This window comes from Staphylococcus sp. KUGN1, from assembly GCF_045984185.1.
In the GTDB taxonomy this organism is placed as follows: domain Bacteria; phylum Bacillota; class Bacilli; order Staphylococcales; family Staphylococcaceae; genus Staphylococcus; species Staphylococcus warneri_A.
In genome coordinates this window covers 331,226-348,495 of record NZ_JBJQIL010000002.1, presented here as the reverse complement: position 1 = coordinate 348,495, position 17,270 = coordinate 331,226, and the positions used below count along the sequence as shown (strand labels likewise).

Genomic DNA, 17,270 nt, shown 5'->3' with positions numbered 1-17,270 from the left:
ATATTAATTTTTCTTTTAAATAATATAAATTAAGGATTAAGATGTTACATTTTCTTAATTTATAAATAATTAAGACACGTTGATTCAGTTCAAATATTTTTTTGGAAAGGTCAAGTAAGCTATAATTTATAGTATAAAGAAATAAATAGGAGGCAATATAAGTGAACGATATGAATCAAACAATCATCGATGCATTTCATTTTAGACACGCAACAAAACAATTTGATGCATCTAAAACGATTTCAAATGAAGATTTTGAAACAATATTAGAAGCAGGTAGATTATCTCCAAGTTCATTAGGTTTAGAACCTTGGAAATTTGTAGTTGTTCAAAGTAAAACGCTTCGAGATAAGTTAAAACCACATAGTTGGGGTGCTCAAAAACAATTAGATTCCGCTAGCCATTTCATGCTTATTTTTGCACGTAAAAATGTGACATCTCAATCACCATACGTACAAAATTTAGTGAAAAATGTTAAAGGATATGAAGAGAGTACAATCCCTGCAGTGTATCAAAAGTATGATGACTTCCAAACAGAATTCCATATCAATGATAACGAACGTACATTATATGACTGGGCTTGTAAACAAACATATATTGCCTTGGGTAATATGATGACAAGTGCAGCTTTATTAGGTATAGATTCATGTCCAATTGAAGGGTTTGATGTAGATACAGTGACTCAAATCTTATCAGATGAAGGTATTTTAGATACTGAAAACTTCGGCATTTCAGTTATGGCAGCCTTTGGTTATCGAGCAGGAGAACCACCTCACGGTAAAGTTCGTCAAACACAAGATGATGTAGTTGAATGGATTAATTAAAAAATAGATAATGGCTTCTTAAACTATGATTTTTATAGTGTAAGAAGTCTTTTTTGATTCAATTTTGAAACAATGAGCATCTTGTTTTATTTTCATAATTAAAGCCGTTACAATGTTAATAAGAAAAAGTAAACGTTTACATTTCCGAAAGTATTTCAAATCAAATTAAAAAAGGAAGGGATACTATGGCAAATATTAACGTAAGAGATTATATCGATGAGCGTTACGGATTATTTATTAACAATGAATTCCAACAAAGTGAAACAGGAGAAACAATAAAAGTTACTAACCCTGCAAATGGTGAAGACTTAGCAGAAGTCGCAAAAGCAAGTAAAAAAGATGTGGATAAAGCAGTTGAAGCGGCTACAAACGCATTTGATAGTTGGAGTAAAATTTCAAAAGAAGAACGTGCAGACTATTTACTAGAAATTAGTCGTAAAATTCATGAGAATGCAGAACGATTCGCGACAATTGAATCATTACAAAATGGTAAACCGTATAGAGAAACATCAACGATTGATGTACCAATGGCAGCAAATCAATTTAAATACTTTGCAAGTGTGTTAACAACTGACGAAGGTTCAGTGAATGAAATAGATCATAATACGATGAGTTTAGTTGTGCATGAACCTGTAGGTGTTGTAGGTGCCGTTGTGGCATGGAACTTCCCAATTTTATTAGCTTCATGGAAGTTAGGTCCAGCACTTGCAGCAGGTAATACTGTTGTGATTCAACCATCATCTTCAACGCCATTAACATTAATTGAATTAGCTAAAATCTTCCAAGACGTATTACCTAAAGGTGTTGTTAATGTATTAACTGGTAAAGGTTCTGAATCAGGAGACGCGATTTTCAATCATGAAGGTGTCGATAAATTGTCATTCACTGGTTCTACAGATGTAGGTTATGGTGTAGCAAAAGCAGGTGCAGAACGCATTGTGCCTACAACATTAGAACTTGGTGGTAAGAGTGCCAATATTATCTTTGACGATGCAAATATTGATCAAGTGATTGAAGGTGTGCAATTAGGTATTTTATTCAACCAAGGTGAGGTATGTAGTGCCGGTTCTAGATTGCTCGTTCAATCATCAGTATATGACAAATTGTTACCTAAATTAAAAGAAGCATTTGAAAACATTAAAGTTGGCGATCCATTTGCAGATGATATTAAAATGGGAAGTCAAACTGGTGGAGAACAAATGGAAAAAATTCAAAGCTATGTGAAATTAGCTGAAGATGATCCAAATGCAACGATTCTTACAGGTGGTCACAGACTTACTGATAATGGTCGAGATAAAGGCTTCTTCTTCGAGCCGACGATTATTGAATTAAATGATAATAGCCACCAGTTAGCTCAAGAAGAAATTTTTGGTCCAGTCGTGGTTGTTGAGAAATTTGAAGACGAACAAGAAGCTATTCAAATTGCCAATGATTCTGAATATGGACTTGCAGGCGGTATCTTCACAACGAATTTAAACCGTGCATTAAATGTAGCTAAAGCGATTCGTACAGGACGTATTTGGATTAATACGTACAATCAAATTCCAGCAGGTGCACCATTCGGTGGATATAAAAAATCTGGTATTGGTCGCGAAGTATACAAAGATGCTATTAAAAACTATCAACAAGTTAAAAATATTTATATTGATACTTCAAACGAAACAAAAGGTCTTTATTAATAGGACATAGTATCAATCATTCGATAACCCTTTCATCTATTTTGATGAAAGGGTTATTCATATTTTAAAAATGATAATAATAACGAATGTTAAATTTTTGATAATGGCACATATTTAATTAATGATAATGTATAATACAATTAATATATTTATATATTAATATGGATTATGGAGTAAAGTGAAAAATGAAAAAAATGATTATATTAGTATTAATGTCTATATCGTTAATACTAATACTGGTTGGTTGTAGTCAATCTAAACAACAAACTCAAAAGAAAGATTATAAACCCGAAGTGTTAAACGTAGAATTTGTTCCATCTCAACATAGCGAGACACTCAATGCAAAAGTGAAACCATTACAAAAATTATTCTCTAAAGAATTAGGCATTCCAGTAAAAGTACATATTTCAACGAACTACAATACCATGGTTGAAGCATTAAAATCGAAAAAAGTTGATGTCGCCTTTATATCACCCGTGTCATATACCATTGCACATGATCAAGGTGCTGCCGATGTACTTTTAAAATCTAAGGGCTATTTGGTAGACAAAAAAGGTAATAAAACGAATAAGCTTGTTGATTACTATCGCTCACAAATTGTAGTTAAGAAAGATAGTTATATGAAGGATTTAAAAGATTTAAAACATAAAAAGGTAGGTCTACAGGATGTTGAATCGACATCGGGCTATATTTACCCGTTGGCAAGCTTAAAAGATAAAGGCGTCTCGCTTAATGACATTCACACGAAACAAATCAAAGGTTACGATCAAGCTTTAATTGCGTTATTAAATAACGATGTGGATGCAGTTGCTACATATCAAGATGCACGTGCAGACTTGAAAAAAGATTATCCTCAAATATATCAAGATACTAAAGTCATTTACCATAGTGACAAGATTCCGAATGATACTATTTCAGCTAGAAGTGACATGAGCCCATCTTGGAAGGATAAAATAAGTAAAGCGTTTATGCATATTAGTGAAACGAATAAAGGTAAAAAAGTAATTAGTGAGATTTATGGACATGAAGGCTATGAAAAAGCACATGATAAAGACTTTGATAAAGTGAGAGAATATAGACAGAAAATAGAAAATAAATAAATTTGAACAAAAGGACATTACATGACCACTGAATTGATTAAACTGTAAGCGTATTAAACAAATGGAGGTCATGGATGATGAAAAAAGGATTAATTGCAACAACACTAGCAGGAACAGTTTTAGCGACAGGTGTGTTAACTGGACAAGCACATGCTGCAGAACAACTTAATGTCAATAATGCAAAGGATATCGCGAATAAAGCTACAATAAATGATCAAGCAAAAAAAGCTAGCTTTTCACCTGGATTATCAAGTGATTTAGGATATAACCAATCATATACAACTCAAAAAAAGGGGGATGATTATATCATTTCATCACCTGATGAGGGTGCTTATACTTATAGGTTAACTAGTGAAGGTAAATTATATTTCATGACTAAATATGATGGTAAAGAATACTTCATTTCACAAACTGATGTCGAAAATGGTTCACAACAATCTGACCAAAATAATACAAACATGAATCATCAGTCAACAACAACACAAACTGTTGCTAATGCTCATCAACAACAAGAGCAATCAAGCCAAGCAACTGCATTACCAGAAACTGGACAACAAACTTCAAATAGCGGTGTTATGTTAAGTAGTATTTTGGGCATCATCGGTAGTGCCGTGTTATTGATTAGCCGCAAATTTAAGCAACAAGCATAAGTATTATTACTTCAATCATTGAAATAAATGGAATGATATAGAGGAATGGTCGCCATACTTTGTTCTTAAAGAATCAAGTAGCACGACTTTCCTCTCATTTTTATATCATTTTTTAGAAAAATAGATTAAACAGACAATATATGTCCATAGCATTTCTTATAATTTTACTAGGAGTTGATTGTTTTGGATAAAGCGACCCGTGTACTCAATTTATTTACTCGATTAATAAATGAAAATGTTGTGCTTACGTCCGATTTAACAGACTTAACAGATGTGAGTTCAAAATCCATTCAAAGAGATATAAATACGATCAATTTATTTTTTTATGAAAGTGATTTTTGGAGATTTCAACAAACAAAAGTGATTTATAATCGACGTCTTAATGGATATCAGTTAATTAATGACGCATATAATCAAAAAAGCTTACGACTCATAAGTTTATTGATTAAGATTAAAAGTTTAACACCAACACTACACAAGGAAATTTTTAACTTATTCGAGAGGGAAATTAATAGCCAAAATGTAGAAAATCAGAAAGTGTTGAAGTCAGTGTTAAATCATTTTAATGTAAGAGAAGAATCATTGCCAGGATATCAATTAATGACTTTACAAAGGGCAATTACACAACAACGCAATGTTAGATTTCAAATCGAGGGTCAAAACGACAAAATTGTAATCAAACCATTATCTCTAATGTACATGCATTATGACTATTGGTTAACGTACGAATATAAAAAGGAAGTATCAACAATTTCTGTACGTTCGATAAGCGATATCAATGTATTAGAATCACATTTTAATCATGTTCATACGAAGACACCTATCACATTTGAAATTAATAAACAAATTTGGGAACAATTTAAGCAACAATTTTCAATTCAAAACATGATTGAAGAACGTGAAGATACGTTAATCGTAGAAGTGAATTGTACCGATTTAGATGCATTTTACATATCCTATCAATTAGCTCCCTTAGCAAGAATGTTAGGACCACAACAATTAATCGATCAATTTGTTAATCGTTTAGAAGTAATTAAAAAGCAATATACTAATTAATGGGAGATTACATTTATGAATTTAGAAGAAAAGAATTATATCGAGAATCAAGTGACCAATCGGTCTAAGCAAACGAGTGTAGCGTATATTTTATGGTTTTTCTTAGGTGGATTAGGGGGACATCGTTTTTATCTAGGTAAGACCGGCTCAGCAGTAGGGTTATTAATTTTAACATTAGTGACAGCATGGTTTACATTCGGTATTCCAACCATTATCTGGCTCATTATCGATGCTTGTCTTATTCCGGGGATGATTGAGGAAAATAAGGAAAAGGTTAGACGCCATGCGACAGAAGAAGTATCAATGATGAATCACAATTCAAATCACAACTATAATCCATATCAAGACCAATATGCACAACAAGGTCAATATAATCAAGCTCAACAACAAAATGGACAACAACACTTTAATCAAGGGGTAAATGAAGAGGGAACTAATCAACAATTTAATCAAAATCAATAAAGCGTAACAAAAAAGGTAGGACATGTGTCCTACCTTTTTATTATGCTTGGGGTACTTTAGTTTGATCTGAGTGCAAGTGTACAGTTAATCCTTCAGGTGAAGTTAATGTCTCTTCACTATGATTTGGTTTATAAATATCAAAGCCAGTTAAGCCATAACTATTGTCATTATCTTCGCGTTTTTTACTTGATTGCCAAGTGTTAGTTGCTAAATGATGATGATATTGATTGGTAGACATAAATAAGGCTTGAGGTAATTTAGATATATGTTGGAACCCAATTTGGTTAATATAAAAATCTTTAGCTTCTTCAATATGATGTGTTTTTAAATGAAGATGTCCAATTTTAGCATTATCAGGCATGCCGTCCCAACCATCTTCGGTTCTTTCTAATAATAATTTAGGACCATCAACTTCTAATGTATCCATTTTGACGAAGCCATCATTCCAAGTCCAACCTTCACTTGGGCGGTCGCTATATACTTCAATACCATTACCTTCTGGGTCGTTGAAATAAAAGGCTTGGCTCACAAGGTGATCGCCTGCTCCGATACGCATTCCTTTATTTGCTACGAAGTATAGAAAGTTTGCTAAATCTGTATCTGTTGGTAATAGATAAGCAATATGGAATAAACCAGCTTCTGAAGCGGCAGGTTGTCTGCCATCTTTGAGCACATTCATCGTAAGTGTATGACCGCTGTTGCCAATACCTAGAACCGCTTTATCTTCTGTTTGAGATATAACTTTAAATCCAAGAATATTTGTATAATAAGTCATCATTGTATCTAAGTCTTTAACGTTTAAATTGATATTTGTGATTTGTGTTGCAGTAGTGTCATGAAATGCCATTTTTGAATCCCCGCTTTTCTTTTTAATATATTTATTATAACAAGTATAAAAAGTATATTCAAGTAAAACTTTCAAAAAAAGATGTGGGATAATGTAAATAGCGTCATTATCCCACATCTATTTGAGAATTCTTCAGTATTAGCCTAAATATACATCTTGTACTTGTTCATCTTTTTCAAGAACAGCTTTAGCAAATGGGCAAGATGCAATGATTTTTAAATTATTTTCACGTGCGTAATCTACAACTTTATATACTAATTTTTTACCTAAGCCTTGACCACCAAGTTCGTCGGCAACACCAGTATGATCAATATCAATTTCGTTATTATCTACAGATTTAAAGGTAATAACGGCCTGTGCATTATTTTCATCGTCACCTACATAAAATTTTTGATTGCCTTGTTTAATTTCTTCAGCCATGAAGCATCGCTCCTTTTTGAATATATAGTATATATTTATCACTAAATGGAAAGGATAAACATATTAACATACGTAATACAACATAAAGCACGATTATTGGTCGTTTACATCATTTAATAATATTGCTAATCTGAGTTTAATTAAAAGTCTAAGGTGGAGATGTTATGACACAGTTAAAATATATGCAAGTGGATGTTTTTGCGAATGATGATTATAAAGGGAACCCTGTAGCGGTTGTATTTGGAGCGGATTATTTAACGGATCGACAAATGCAAGATATTGCAAGATGGACGAATCTATCTGAAACGACATTTGTGTGCCAGCCAGACAATGAATTGGCAGATTATCGTTTACGTATTTTTACGCCTAATAATGAACTGCCGTTTGCAGGACATCCCACAGTAGGGGCATCGTTTGCGGTATTGCAAAATGGTATGCTCCCGAAACATGAGCATTATTTAATGCAAGAGAGTGGCGTTGGTTTAGTGAAAATAGATATAGATCAAGGTAAAACATTCTTTAGTCTTCCTGAACCAAAAGTTTCTCAAATAGATGTGGAACAATTAGACGGTATTGTTAAAAGTTTAGACATTACAAACCAAGACATCAAAAGAGCTGAAAAGGTGAATATAGGTGCTGAATGGTTAACATTACAATTGAAAGATGCACAAATTGTAAAGGATTTACAGCCTAAATTTGAATTAATGCGTCAGTTTATTTATCCAGGTACGACAGGTGTTACCGTATTTGGTTCGTATGACTCTGAAGACGACGCTCAATTTGAGGTTCGTTCTTTTGCGCCTAATGAAGGGGTGAATGAAGATCCAGTTTGTGGCAGTGGTAATGGTTGTGTCGCAGTGATGGTTGAACGATATGATTTAGTAAAAGATAATGAATATACCAATACTCAAGGTTGTTGTATCGGCAGAAATGGGAAAATTAATATAAAACAAGAGCAGCCTTTAAAAATCGGGGGACACTCGAATATAATCATAGAAGGTTATATTACTGTAAAAGAAAATAAATAATAAAAATGGTGAATTGAAACAGACATGAGGCAATTTGTTTTAATTCACCATTATTTTTATATTTTAAAGTAGCTTTCATGTTCGATTAAATAGTTTTCAATATATTTGAAAAAGGCTTCGTTTGCGGGATTGAGGGTCATATCCTTTAAAGTTGAAAGATAAATAGGTTGATTGAAAATAAACTCTTCATCTTCGATATAAGGTAAGTTGAGGTCTCTACATGATGAAATAGGAAGAAAGGAAAAGTTGTTTCGTTTTGATAATACTGAAGATATAAAGTGATCGTCTACATAGTTTTCATTATCGACGGATATATGTTTATAGGACAAGACTTCTTTAAACATACGATTAAATTCCGTATTTTGAGAAGAAAATAAAAATGATTTATACAAATCAGGATCACGTAAATCAATGTGTTGGCCATCTAAATATTTAGGATATGTAAGTACAATATCTTCAGTAATAATTTGTTTACAATGAATATGAGGATGAGTCAGCGCCATCGTATTTAATGTAAAGTGAATGTGTTGAAACAATAATTTCTGAATCATTTCACTGTTACTAATAATATCAATATTAAAGTTATTATCTGGATACTGATCAATAAATTGGTCAAATATTGTCATCATAAATCGACTACTAGATGTAGCAAAACGAACAGTATGTAGACGCATTGATTCATTTTCATGAATGATATCAGTGACTTGGCTTAATTCATTGAAAATAGTATGCGCAGACTCAAGTAGAAGTTGACCACTATCTGTTAATTGAATGCTACGTCCTTTTTTAATAAATAACTGTGTATTTAATTCATTTTCTAATTTTTTAATGGTCATACTAAGTGCAGGTTGGCTAATGTATAACTTTTGTGCTGCTACGGTATAGTTTAAATACTCGGCAACGTAAGTAAAATATTTTAAATGTAATAACTCCATGTAGGACCTCCTTTAAGATGAATTGAAAATGTTAAGATACGTTTTAAATAAGAGGTCGGGACAAAATCGTTTAGGATTTGAGCAGAACCGAACGATGATAAAGAACTACTTCCTTATTCATAGGTTAGTAGTTCTTACAAACTCAATAGTTGAGTTTTTTCATTTGAATTGTTTTCCAAATTTTGACGAATCATGAGTGTTTGCCCAACTTGCATTATTTGCAGAAATTGGAATGCCAATTTCTCTATGTTGGGTCCCTTCTGCCGATCATCCTGTTTTTGGGACGCCGTTAATCGGTTTCCCAAAGCACAAAAACTTTATGTCTCAACCTCAGTTATTTGATTCATAGATCATTTGTTTGATTTGTTTGTTGTGATAATTAATATAATTACATTATACCTTTATTAAAAATCTTATTACAGATATTAGAACTGTGCAAATTGCAAAGAATTAAGATATGTAATTGAATATGATGTTATATAAAAAGAGCACATATTGATGTGCTCATGAACTATTATTGATATCTAATATAAGACACTGTCGTGTTGTAATATTCCTCAAAACCATGAATACCATCGGCACCACCAAGACCAGATTCTCTCCAACCGGCATGATAGCCATTCACGACTTCTTCTGCTTCACAATTGGCATATACTTCACCAAATTTGAGTCGTTCCGTAGCTGTCATGACTTCTGATAAATCATTAGAAAAGATATATGAAGATAGTCCTGCATTAGTGTCATTAGCATCATCAATGACTTGCTCAAAGTTTTGATAAGTTGTGATAGCTAAAACAGGTCCGAATATTTCTTCTTTAAAGACAGCGTCTGTTTGTTTAACATGATCAAGTACTGTTGGTGCATAGAAGTAACCAGGACGATCTAGTTTATGACCACCTAATACAAGTTTAGCGCCATTTTGCACTGCTTCTTGTACTTTTTCATCAATACTGTTTAATTGGGTTTCATTGATGATCGCACCGAAGTCAGTTTTATCATCTAATGGATCGCCGACTGTAAGAGATTTCATTTTTTCTGTGACTTTATCTACAAATGTATCGTGGATATCTTCATGCACAAAAATTCGTTCAGGGCATGTACATACTTGTCCTGCATTTTTAATACGTGCAGTGACAATATATTCTACAGCTTTATCTATATTAGCGTTTGGCGTAACAATCACTGGTGCATTGCCACCAAGCTCTAAATTGACTTTTTTAACTGTGCTTGCTGCATTTTCGAATACAGCTTTACCAGCACGCATACTACCAGTTAGTGAGATAAGTTGAATATCCTTATGTCGTGCTAATTGAGTCCCTACTGTCTCTCCTGTGCCTGGTACAATTTGAACTAGTCCTGCAGGAATGGTAGATGCCTTTAATAGTTGAGCTAAACGTAATGTGAGTAACGTTGTTTCTTCGCTTGGTTTAATGATAACAGAACAACCTGTTACGATAGCAGGTATGACTTTACGTAGTAATACTAAGATAGGTGCATTCCAAGGCACAATGCCAGCTGTGACACCAATAGGTTTTTTAGTGAGTTGGATTGTTTCGTTTTCTACACTATTTTGTAATACTTCGCCTTTATTACTCATACTTAAACTGGTCATATAATCAATAAATTGAATGGATTTATCGATTTCGCCTTGAGCTTCAGCTAATGTTTTACCCTGTTCTTTAACGTATAATTGAGCTAGCTCATCTTTATTTTGTTCAAATAGAGGAATAAGCAATTTAACATGTTCGGCACGGGTAGGTTGTGGGATTTTTTCCCATTCTAATTGTGCTTGTTTCGATTTTTCGATAGCTTGATTGACTTCATCCTTTGTCGCGAATGTGATGGTATCTATCTTTTCTCCAGTAGCTGGATTAATCACATCCATCGTCTCATTCGAGTTACTTTCAATAAATTCGTTATTAATAAATAATTGATTCGTCATCTCAAACACCTCCACAACTTATATTCCCTAAACTATCGATGATTAAATATAAAAAAGGTCGGCACGGAAATATGCCAACCTGTCATTGCAATAATTAATGTTTTTTTAAGCCTTTATAAAATATAGGAATCAATAGAATAAAACCAAATAATCCCATGATAGGGAAGACTTTACCAATAAGTGAAATGAAACCGACAAAGGTACATATGAAAGTCACGATTGCCATCGAAATAATTAATATAAAGTATTTCTTTGTAAAAGGTGTACTAAATCGAGCAGCAAAAGCATACATAAGGCCAACAACGGTATTGTATATCACTAAAATCATGATGACTGACATGATAAGGCCAATCGAAGGTGAAATATTTTTAGCTAATAATAAAGAAGGGAGTGCGACATCCTTAATTTGGTCAAATTCTGTAACTAAACCTAAATTAATCATTAATAGTAAAAATGTAATGATTAAACCGCCTATTAAACCACCGTATGTTGCAGATTGACGATATTTTAATCTACCACCCATCACGGAGAAGAAACTAAATGCAGCAGCTATTTGTAAGCTAGCATAATTGATGCCATCAAACCACCAACCTGGTGTCATAGATGGATGATGATGTGCATAATGATTGGCTGCTTCAAAGTTAAGGTGTCCTGATGCAAAGTAATAAATTGCAATCATTGTTACGATCGCAACTAGAAATGGTGTGACACCACCTAAGACTGCAATAAGGCGATCAAATTTTAACAATAATGTTAATAGTATTAATATGACTAGTAGCAGTGAACTTAGCCAATAGGGTAGTCCAAAGCTTTCGTGTATTGTGGATGCACCACCTGCTGTCATAATGATCGCTAAAGAAAATAAAAAGACGGTTAATATTAAGTCAAATACTTTAGCAATTGTTGGATGTAGGTAGTAATGGACGGATTCAGAATGATTACCTGAATGTAATCGATAGCCTGTTTTTAAGACTAAAATACCGCCAACTGTGATAATAGCACCTGTGATAGCAATACCGCCGAGACTATATATGCCATGACTCGTAAAGAATTGAAAGATTTCTTGACCAGTCGCAAATCCTGCACCTACGACGACGCCTACAAATGCAAACGCCACGATGATGGATTCTTTAAAAATTTTCATTGTCGTTCTTATCCCTTCATGTCGAAATTGATTTTATAATAATTTTAAATTTTTTTATCATGAAAATGCGTATCTTTTTATTTTAGACGAATTAGCATAAAAAATAAACACCTCAGTACATCTTATATGGACGATTGTATGAACATGGTGTACTAATCATGTGACAAAGATAATAAAATAAAAGCGAAGCGGTAGCGAAGACAGATGAGAAACTATAGAATTTTAAGTAAGAGTAATGCATTCACATAAATACTTTGATAGTATTATCCAATATTGAATTTTTTAAGTGAAGTAAGCGTAATTATTGAAGAAGGTGTAGTTATGATATTTGATTTACCTTTAATGTTAATGATTGTTGTATTTTTAGCGTTAGGTATTTTTAGTCAATGGTTAGCAAATAAAATTAAGTGGCCATCGATTGTTGTGATGGCCATCGTAGGGTTATTAGTAGGTCCAGTGCTAGGCTTTGCAAATCCGAAAGAAGCAATGGGGGCAGATGTCTTTAGTCCTATCGTATCGCTCGCTGTAGCGATTATTTTATTTGAAGGAAGTAGTAACTTAGACTTTAGAGAACTTAGAGGTATTTCTAAAGCGGTTATTAGAATGATTACAGTAGGAGCAGCAATTGCATGGATTTTAGGTGCAGTGGCCTTACATTACATTTTAGACTTTCCATTATCAGTGTCACTAGTGATGGGTGGTTTGTTTTTAATTACAGGTCCAACTGTGATTCAACCACTATTAAAACAAGCTAAAGTGAAGAAAAATGTGGATTCGATACTACGTTGGGAAAGTATTATTTTAGATCCGATAGGGCCAATGTTAGCATTGACAGCCTTTTATGTGTTCCAAATTATCGATGATGGTATTAGCTTTTTAGTGATTGTGCAATTTTTCTTGAAAATCGTATGCGTTATTATTATTGGATTTGGCGCGTCTTTCCTATTCAATTGGCTAATAAAACACGATTTAATTCCACAAAGTTTAATGCCACCGATTCAACTCGTATTTATATTATTAATTTTTAGTATTTGTGATGAAATCTTAGCTGAATCTGGATTACTTTCTGTCACTATTTTTGGATTGATGATGGCACGTAATAAACGTCATGACTTAATGTTTAAAGAATCAGATCATTTCATTGAGAATGCATCATCTATACTTGTATCGACTGTATTTATATTAATCACATCATCATTAACGAAAGATGTTTTATTAAATGTACTTTCATGGCAACTCGTGGTGTTTAGTATTGTGATGATTTTACTTGTAAGACCGATATCCGTTATTGTCTCTACATTTAGAACTGAAATATCAAAACGGGAGCGAGCAAGTGTAGCCTTAATGGCACCAAGAGGGATTGTAGTATTAACAGTAGCGCAATTCTTCTCAAGTTTATTTATGGATGATGGCGTTAAAATGGCGCAATATATCACACCAGTAACATTTGGATTAGTATTTATTACCGTTGTGATTTATGGATTTAGCTTTACACCATTAAGTAAATTATTAGGTGTTGCTAGTAATGAACCACCTGGTGTGATTATTGTTGGTGAAAGTGAATTTTCATTCCACATAGGTAGCATGCTTAAAGAACACGGTATCCCAGTGATGATGTTTAACTTATTTGAGAATACGTCTGAAAAAGCACATCAAGAGGGATTTGAAGTCTTTAAAGGCAACTTATTATCCAGTAATGATCGAATATATTCAGATTTATTAAGATATAACAAATGTATCTTAATGACGAAGTCCTTTATTTTTAATAGTTTAGCATTTAATGAACTTGTACCAGAGTTTGGTTTGAATAACGTTGATATGATGCCAGTATCATTCAATGATGAACAAGCCCGCAATAATATGAATGGCCCAATTCGTAATCATATATTATTCGATGAGAACCATACACCAAGATGGTTTGACCAATATATAACACAACATAATATTATTGAAGTGCCAGCAGAAAGATACGATGACATTACTCATAAAGATATGTTAATTTATTATATTAGTGAAAGTAAAAAAGTGACATTTAAACGCAGTCAACGCACATTACCAAAAGAAGACCACGGAGTTTATGGTATTTTGAAAAATGTGTATAATGACTAAAAATGTATTTTATAAGTAATATGAAACAATGAGTTGAAACATTTTGTATCATGACAATAATCCCCTCACTAAAACGCGTAGTGAGGGGATTATTTATGTGTAGTCATTTATTGTTTATTTTAAATAACGGTCATGCATTAATATTTTGAGAATATCGATTTGTGATTGTAATTCTTGGCCAACATTCGTATCTTTGATCTTTTTACGTGTGAGTTCTTCATCTACAACACGTTTGACTGATAATTCATCAGTACCATCTGACAGTACTTTTTCTTTTGTATTGAATTCTTGGTGCGCTACCAATTGCATACCAAAGGAATTATATAATAATGTATAGCCTGCTATACCAGTGGTTGATTGATATGCTTTTGAAAAACCACCGTCAATAACTAACATTTTACCATCCGCCTTGATTGGGTCTTCACCATCAATTTCTTTTACTGGCGTATGTCCATTAATGATACGACCTTCGTCTGGATTTAAGCCAAAGTCACTTAACATTTTACGAATCATATCTACATCTTCACGAAGGTAGTAGTAAGGATTTTTCACTTCTTTGTGAGATGCCTTATCTTCAATGAAGTAACGCTCAAATGTAGTCATAGCGCGTTTACCAAATAATGAAGAATATTTGCCCGTCCATAAATACCATACTAAATCCGTAGATAAATCATCAGTGACGTCTTTGTCATCGAAAGCTTTTCTTACATGATATTCAAAGACATCTAATAGCTCACGTCCACTATGCATTTCCCCGTCAATTTCAAATGATTCCATTTCACCATTTTCATCTACAGGGATACAACCATGTATAAGTAAATTGCCATTGTATGGTAAATATAATTTACCTTCTCGCATTAAGAATGACATGTGACGACGTAATTTCTCAGATTGTTGGAATGATAATAGTAATTTGTCGATGACTTCTTGTTCTTCTTCCAGTAAGACTTCAGGATGTTGGCGATCAATCGTTTGGAAACATGTATCTTTCAATGGATATGTCTTACCGTAAACAGTGATTTCATTGTTGTCGAAATCGATTTTTTCTAGCACTAAACGTTCTTCCATTTCAAATGATGGGCGACGCTTAATGATTGGCATTTCAAGTTTGAATTGAATCATCGCAATGGCTTGATGAATCTTAGTAATTTGATGTTCTTCTCGTTGTGTTAAACTTGCTTCTTTATCTGGACGCTTTTTAGGTTTGAAAGCAGGGTTATCACCACTGTAATATTTCTCAGCTAAAGTAAGTAACGGTCTTAAGTTGATACCATATGCATCTTCAATAATATCTAGATTGTCATAACGCGCACAGATTCTAAGTAAATTAGCAAGGCATACTTTAGAACCTGCATAGGCACCAATCCAAAGCACATCATGATTTCCCCATTGAATATCTACAGAATGGTAATTAATCAATGTATCCATGATTTTATCGGGTTTAGGACCACGATCATAAATATCACCAACAACATGTAAATGGTCCACAACGAGGCGTTGTACTGTGTAAGAGAGACCAATGATTAAATCATCTGATTGTTCTAACTCGATGACTTGATTGACTAATGTTTCATAATACGTCTTTTTATTTTGATATTCATTATTTTTATATAGTAGCTCCTCAATAATATAGACGAATTGTTCTGGTAAAGCTTTGCGAAGTTTAGAACGTGTATATTTTGAAGAACAATATTTGATTAACTCAATTAAACGTTCAATGGTCGTAATATACCAAACGTTAAGTTGCCCTTTGGCATTGAATTGATTTTTAACGAGTTTGAGTTTGTCTTCTGGATAATAGACAAGGGCGGCTAAATCATTAATTTCTTTTTCGCTTAGCGACTCGCCAAATATATCATTGATTTTAGCTCTTACATTACCAGAGCCATTTCTTAAAACATGTTGGAATGATTCATATTCACCGTGTAAATCACTTACAAAGTGTTCAGTACCTTTTGGAAGCTCTAGGATTGACTCTAAATTAATAATTTCAGTTGCTAACTTTTCAGCACTATCAAATCGTTGAGATAGTAAGTCTAAGTATTTCTTCTTAAGTTCATTTTCTGTAATATGTGTCATGTCTTGTCACTCCTATTTATAAATTCCGCTCAAAGCCAGTTATTACAATTATTAATGCGCTTACATTTGATTATCAATAAAAATATAACAATTTTCAATAGCAAAGCTTTAATTGAAAAGATATTTTTAAATTTAGAAATAACGTCATAATATCAAACATTAGAAATAGCAATAGTACCCATTTCTAAAAAATGTGATTAAAGCTATAAGGAATAAGCATTGTTCATTAAAAAGTCAGAAGAACACAAAAAAGCCAACATTGTGCGCGCACAATGTTGGCATGTGATATATTTAATTATTTTACGCGTTTACGTTTGACAAAGTATCTGATGACAAAGTAAATAACGGCGATGATGATAATGACATACATTATTCTAGAATACGTATGGATACCATTCATAAGGGCGCCAAAGCTATCACTTAATAGGCGACCTAGTAAAATTAATGCGAAGTTCCAAATCGTTGTACCAAGAAGTGAAAGTGATGTGAACTTCACAATATTCATACGGTTGATACCTGCAGGAATAGTAATTAATACACGTAATACTGGTATAAAGCGGCAAAGTAATACTGCCCAGGCACCGTATCGTTTAAACCAGTCATTCGCACGTTTTAAATCACTACTTTTTAATTTCATCCATTTACCATGACGATCGACAAAGTGATATAGCTTTTCTTCTGAAATAAGACGACAAATATAATATAGAATTAATAATCCGATAAATGACGCAATCGTCGCAATGATTAATAACGTCCAAATGGATAGATGAGATTTAACTGATAGTAAACCAGCAAAGGTTAAAATAATTTCCGAAGGGACTACAGGTAATACATTCTCTAACAAGATGAGAATAAAGATAGCTGTGTATCCCCACTGACTAATAAAATTCGTTATAATTTGTTCCATTTATGTGAATAGACTCCTTTATGCATTGAAGCATATGACTTAAGTAATATAGTTTGGTAAAACCATTATAATAAAAATAATACGTAAA

15 protein-coding genes are annotated in these 17,270 nt (G+C 33.1%); 8 read left to right on the top strand and 7 right to left on the bottom strand.

From position 1 onward, the window contains the following. Positions 1-161: 161 nt before the first annotated feature. The 6 genes from ACJQQZ_RS08120 to ACJQQZ_RS08095 all read left to right on the top strand — a co-directional run bounded on the left by ACJQQZ_RS08120 (position 162) and on the right by ACJQQZ_RS08095 (position 5,771). Positions 162-824, top strand: coding sequence for an NAD(P)H-dependent oxidoreductase (locus tag ACJQQZ_RS08120; protein ID WP_002450105.1), 663 nt, complete (start codon positions 162-164; stop codon positions 822-824). Positions 825-1,009: 185 nt separating this feature from the next. Next, positions 1,010-2,503 carry an aldehyde dehydrogenase family protein gene (locus tag ACJQQZ_RS08115; RefSeq protein WP_075777994.1) on the top strand — a complete coding sequence of 498 codons (1,494 nt, stop codon included), beginning with the start codon at positions 1,010-1,012 and terminating at the stop codon, positions 2,501-2,503. A 185-nt stretch (positions 2,504-2,688) separates the two neighbouring features. After that, positions 2,689-3,603, top strand: a complete 915-nt coding sequence (locus ACJQQZ_RS08110) for a phosphate/phosphite/phosphonate ABC transporter substrate-binding protein (protein WP_124228160.1) — start codon at positions 2,689-2,691, stop codon at positions 3,601-3,603. A 74-nt stretch (positions 3,604-3,677) separates the two neighbouring features. After that, positions 3,678-4,253 carry an LPXTG cell wall anchor domain-containing protein gene (locus ACJQQZ_RS08105; protein WP_002450102.1) on the top strand — a complete coding sequence of 192 codons (576 nt, stop codon included), beginning with the start codon at positions 3,678-3,680 and terminating at the stop codon, positions 4,251-4,253. Positions 4,254-4,436: 183 nt separating this feature from the next. Beyond that, on the top strand, positions 4,437-5,309 hold the full coding sequence (locus ACJQQZ_RS08100; RefSeq protein ID WP_002450101.1) for a helix-turn-helix transcriptional regulator: 873 nt from the start codon (positions 4,437-4,439) through the stop codon (positions 5,307-5,309). Positions 5,310-5,324: 15 nt separating this feature from the next. Then, positions 5,325-5,771, top strand: a complete 447-nt coding sequence (locus ACJQQZ_RS08095) for a TM2 domain-containing protein (RefSeq protein WP_002450100.1) — start codon at positions 5,325-5,327, stop codon at positions 5,769-5,771. Positions 5,772-5,811: 40 nt separating this feature from the next. Here ACJQQZ_RS08095 and ACJQQZ_RS08090 read toward each other — a convergent pair whose 3' ends face one another. Both ACJQQZ_RS08090 and ACJQQZ_RS08085 read right to left on the bottom strand, forming a co-directional pair. Continuing rightward, positions 5,812-6,618, bottom strand: coding sequence for a VOC family protein (locus tag ACJQQZ_RS08090; protein WP_124228162.1), 807 nt, complete (start codon positions 6,616-6,618; stop codon positions 5,812-5,814). 138 nt (positions 6,619-6,756) lie between these two features. Then, positions 6,757-7,062 carry a GNAT family N-acetyltransferase gene (locus ACJQQZ_RS08085; protein WP_259342328.1) on the bottom strand — a complete coding sequence of 102 codons (306 nt, stop codon included), beginning with the start codon at positions 7,060-7,062 and terminating at the stop codon, positions 6,757-6,759. 140 nt (positions 7,063-7,202) lie between these two features. Between ACJQQZ_RS08085 and ACJQQZ_RS08080 the strand changes: the two genes are divergently transcribed. Further along, on the top strand, positions 7,203-8,066 hold the full coding sequence (locus ACJQQZ_RS08080) for a PhzF family phenazine biosynthesis protein (RefSeq protein WP_145505648.1): 864 nt from the start codon (positions 7,203-7,205) through the stop codon (positions 8,064-8,066). A 56-nt stretch (positions 8,067-8,122) separates the two neighbouring features. Here the strand turns inward: ACJQQZ_RS08080 and ACJQQZ_RS08075 are convergent, their stop codons facing one another. The 3 genes from ACJQQZ_RS08075 to ACJQQZ_RS08065 form a co-directional block, all read right to left on the bottom strand. Then, positions 8,123-9,001 (bottom strand): LysR family transcriptional regulator, encoded by an 879-nt coding sequence (locus ACJQQZ_RS08075; RefSeq protein ID WP_145505645.1) that lies wholly within the window; start codon positions 8,999-9,001, stop codon positions 8,123-8,125. A 514-nt stretch (positions 9,002-9,515) separates the two neighbouring features. After that, positions 9,516-10,943, bottom strand: coding sequence for an aldehyde dehydrogenase (gene aldA, locus ACJQQZ_RS08070; RefSeq protein WP_124228165.1), 1,428 nt, complete (start codon positions 10,941-10,943; stop codon positions 9,516-9,518). 94 nt (positions 10,944-11,037) lie between these two features. Continuing rightward, on the bottom strand, positions 11,038-12,087 hold the full coding sequence (locus ACJQQZ_RS08065) for a YkvI family membrane protein (RefSeq protein WP_002450438.1): 1,050 nt from the start codon (positions 12,085-12,087) through the stop codon (positions 11,038-11,040). A gap of 321 nt (positions 12,088-12,408) precedes the next feature. On the opposite strand from ACJQQZ_RS08065, the gene ACJQQZ_RS08060 reads away from it, so the two are divergent. Then, the gene (locus ACJQQZ_RS08060) at positions 12,409-14,196 is read left to right on the top strand and encodes a cation:proton antiporter (protein WP_002450437.1); all 1,788 of its coding nucleotides are present in this window, start codon (positions 12,409-12,411) and stop codon (positions 14,194-14,196) included. Positions 14,197-14,310: 114 nt separating this feature from the next. Here ACJQQZ_RS08060 and ACJQQZ_RS08055 read toward each other — a convergent pair whose 3' ends face one another. Both ACJQQZ_RS08055 and uptA read right to left on the bottom strand, forming a co-directional pair. Next, positions 14,311-16,275 (bottom strand): fructose-1,6-bisphosphatase, encoded by a 1,965-nt coding sequence (locus ACJQQZ_RS08055; protein WP_002450436.1) that lies wholly within the window; start codon positions 16,273-16,275, stop codon positions 14,311-14,313. Between the two features lie 295 nt (positions 16,276-16,570). Beyond that, complete coding sequence (uptA, locus tag ACJQQZ_RS08050; protein ID WP_002450435.1) at positions 16,571-17,182, bottom strand: undecaprenyl phosphate transporter UptA; 612 nt, start codon at positions 17,180-17,182, stop codon at positions 16,571-16,573. Positions 17,183-17,270 lie beyond the last annotated feature (88 nt).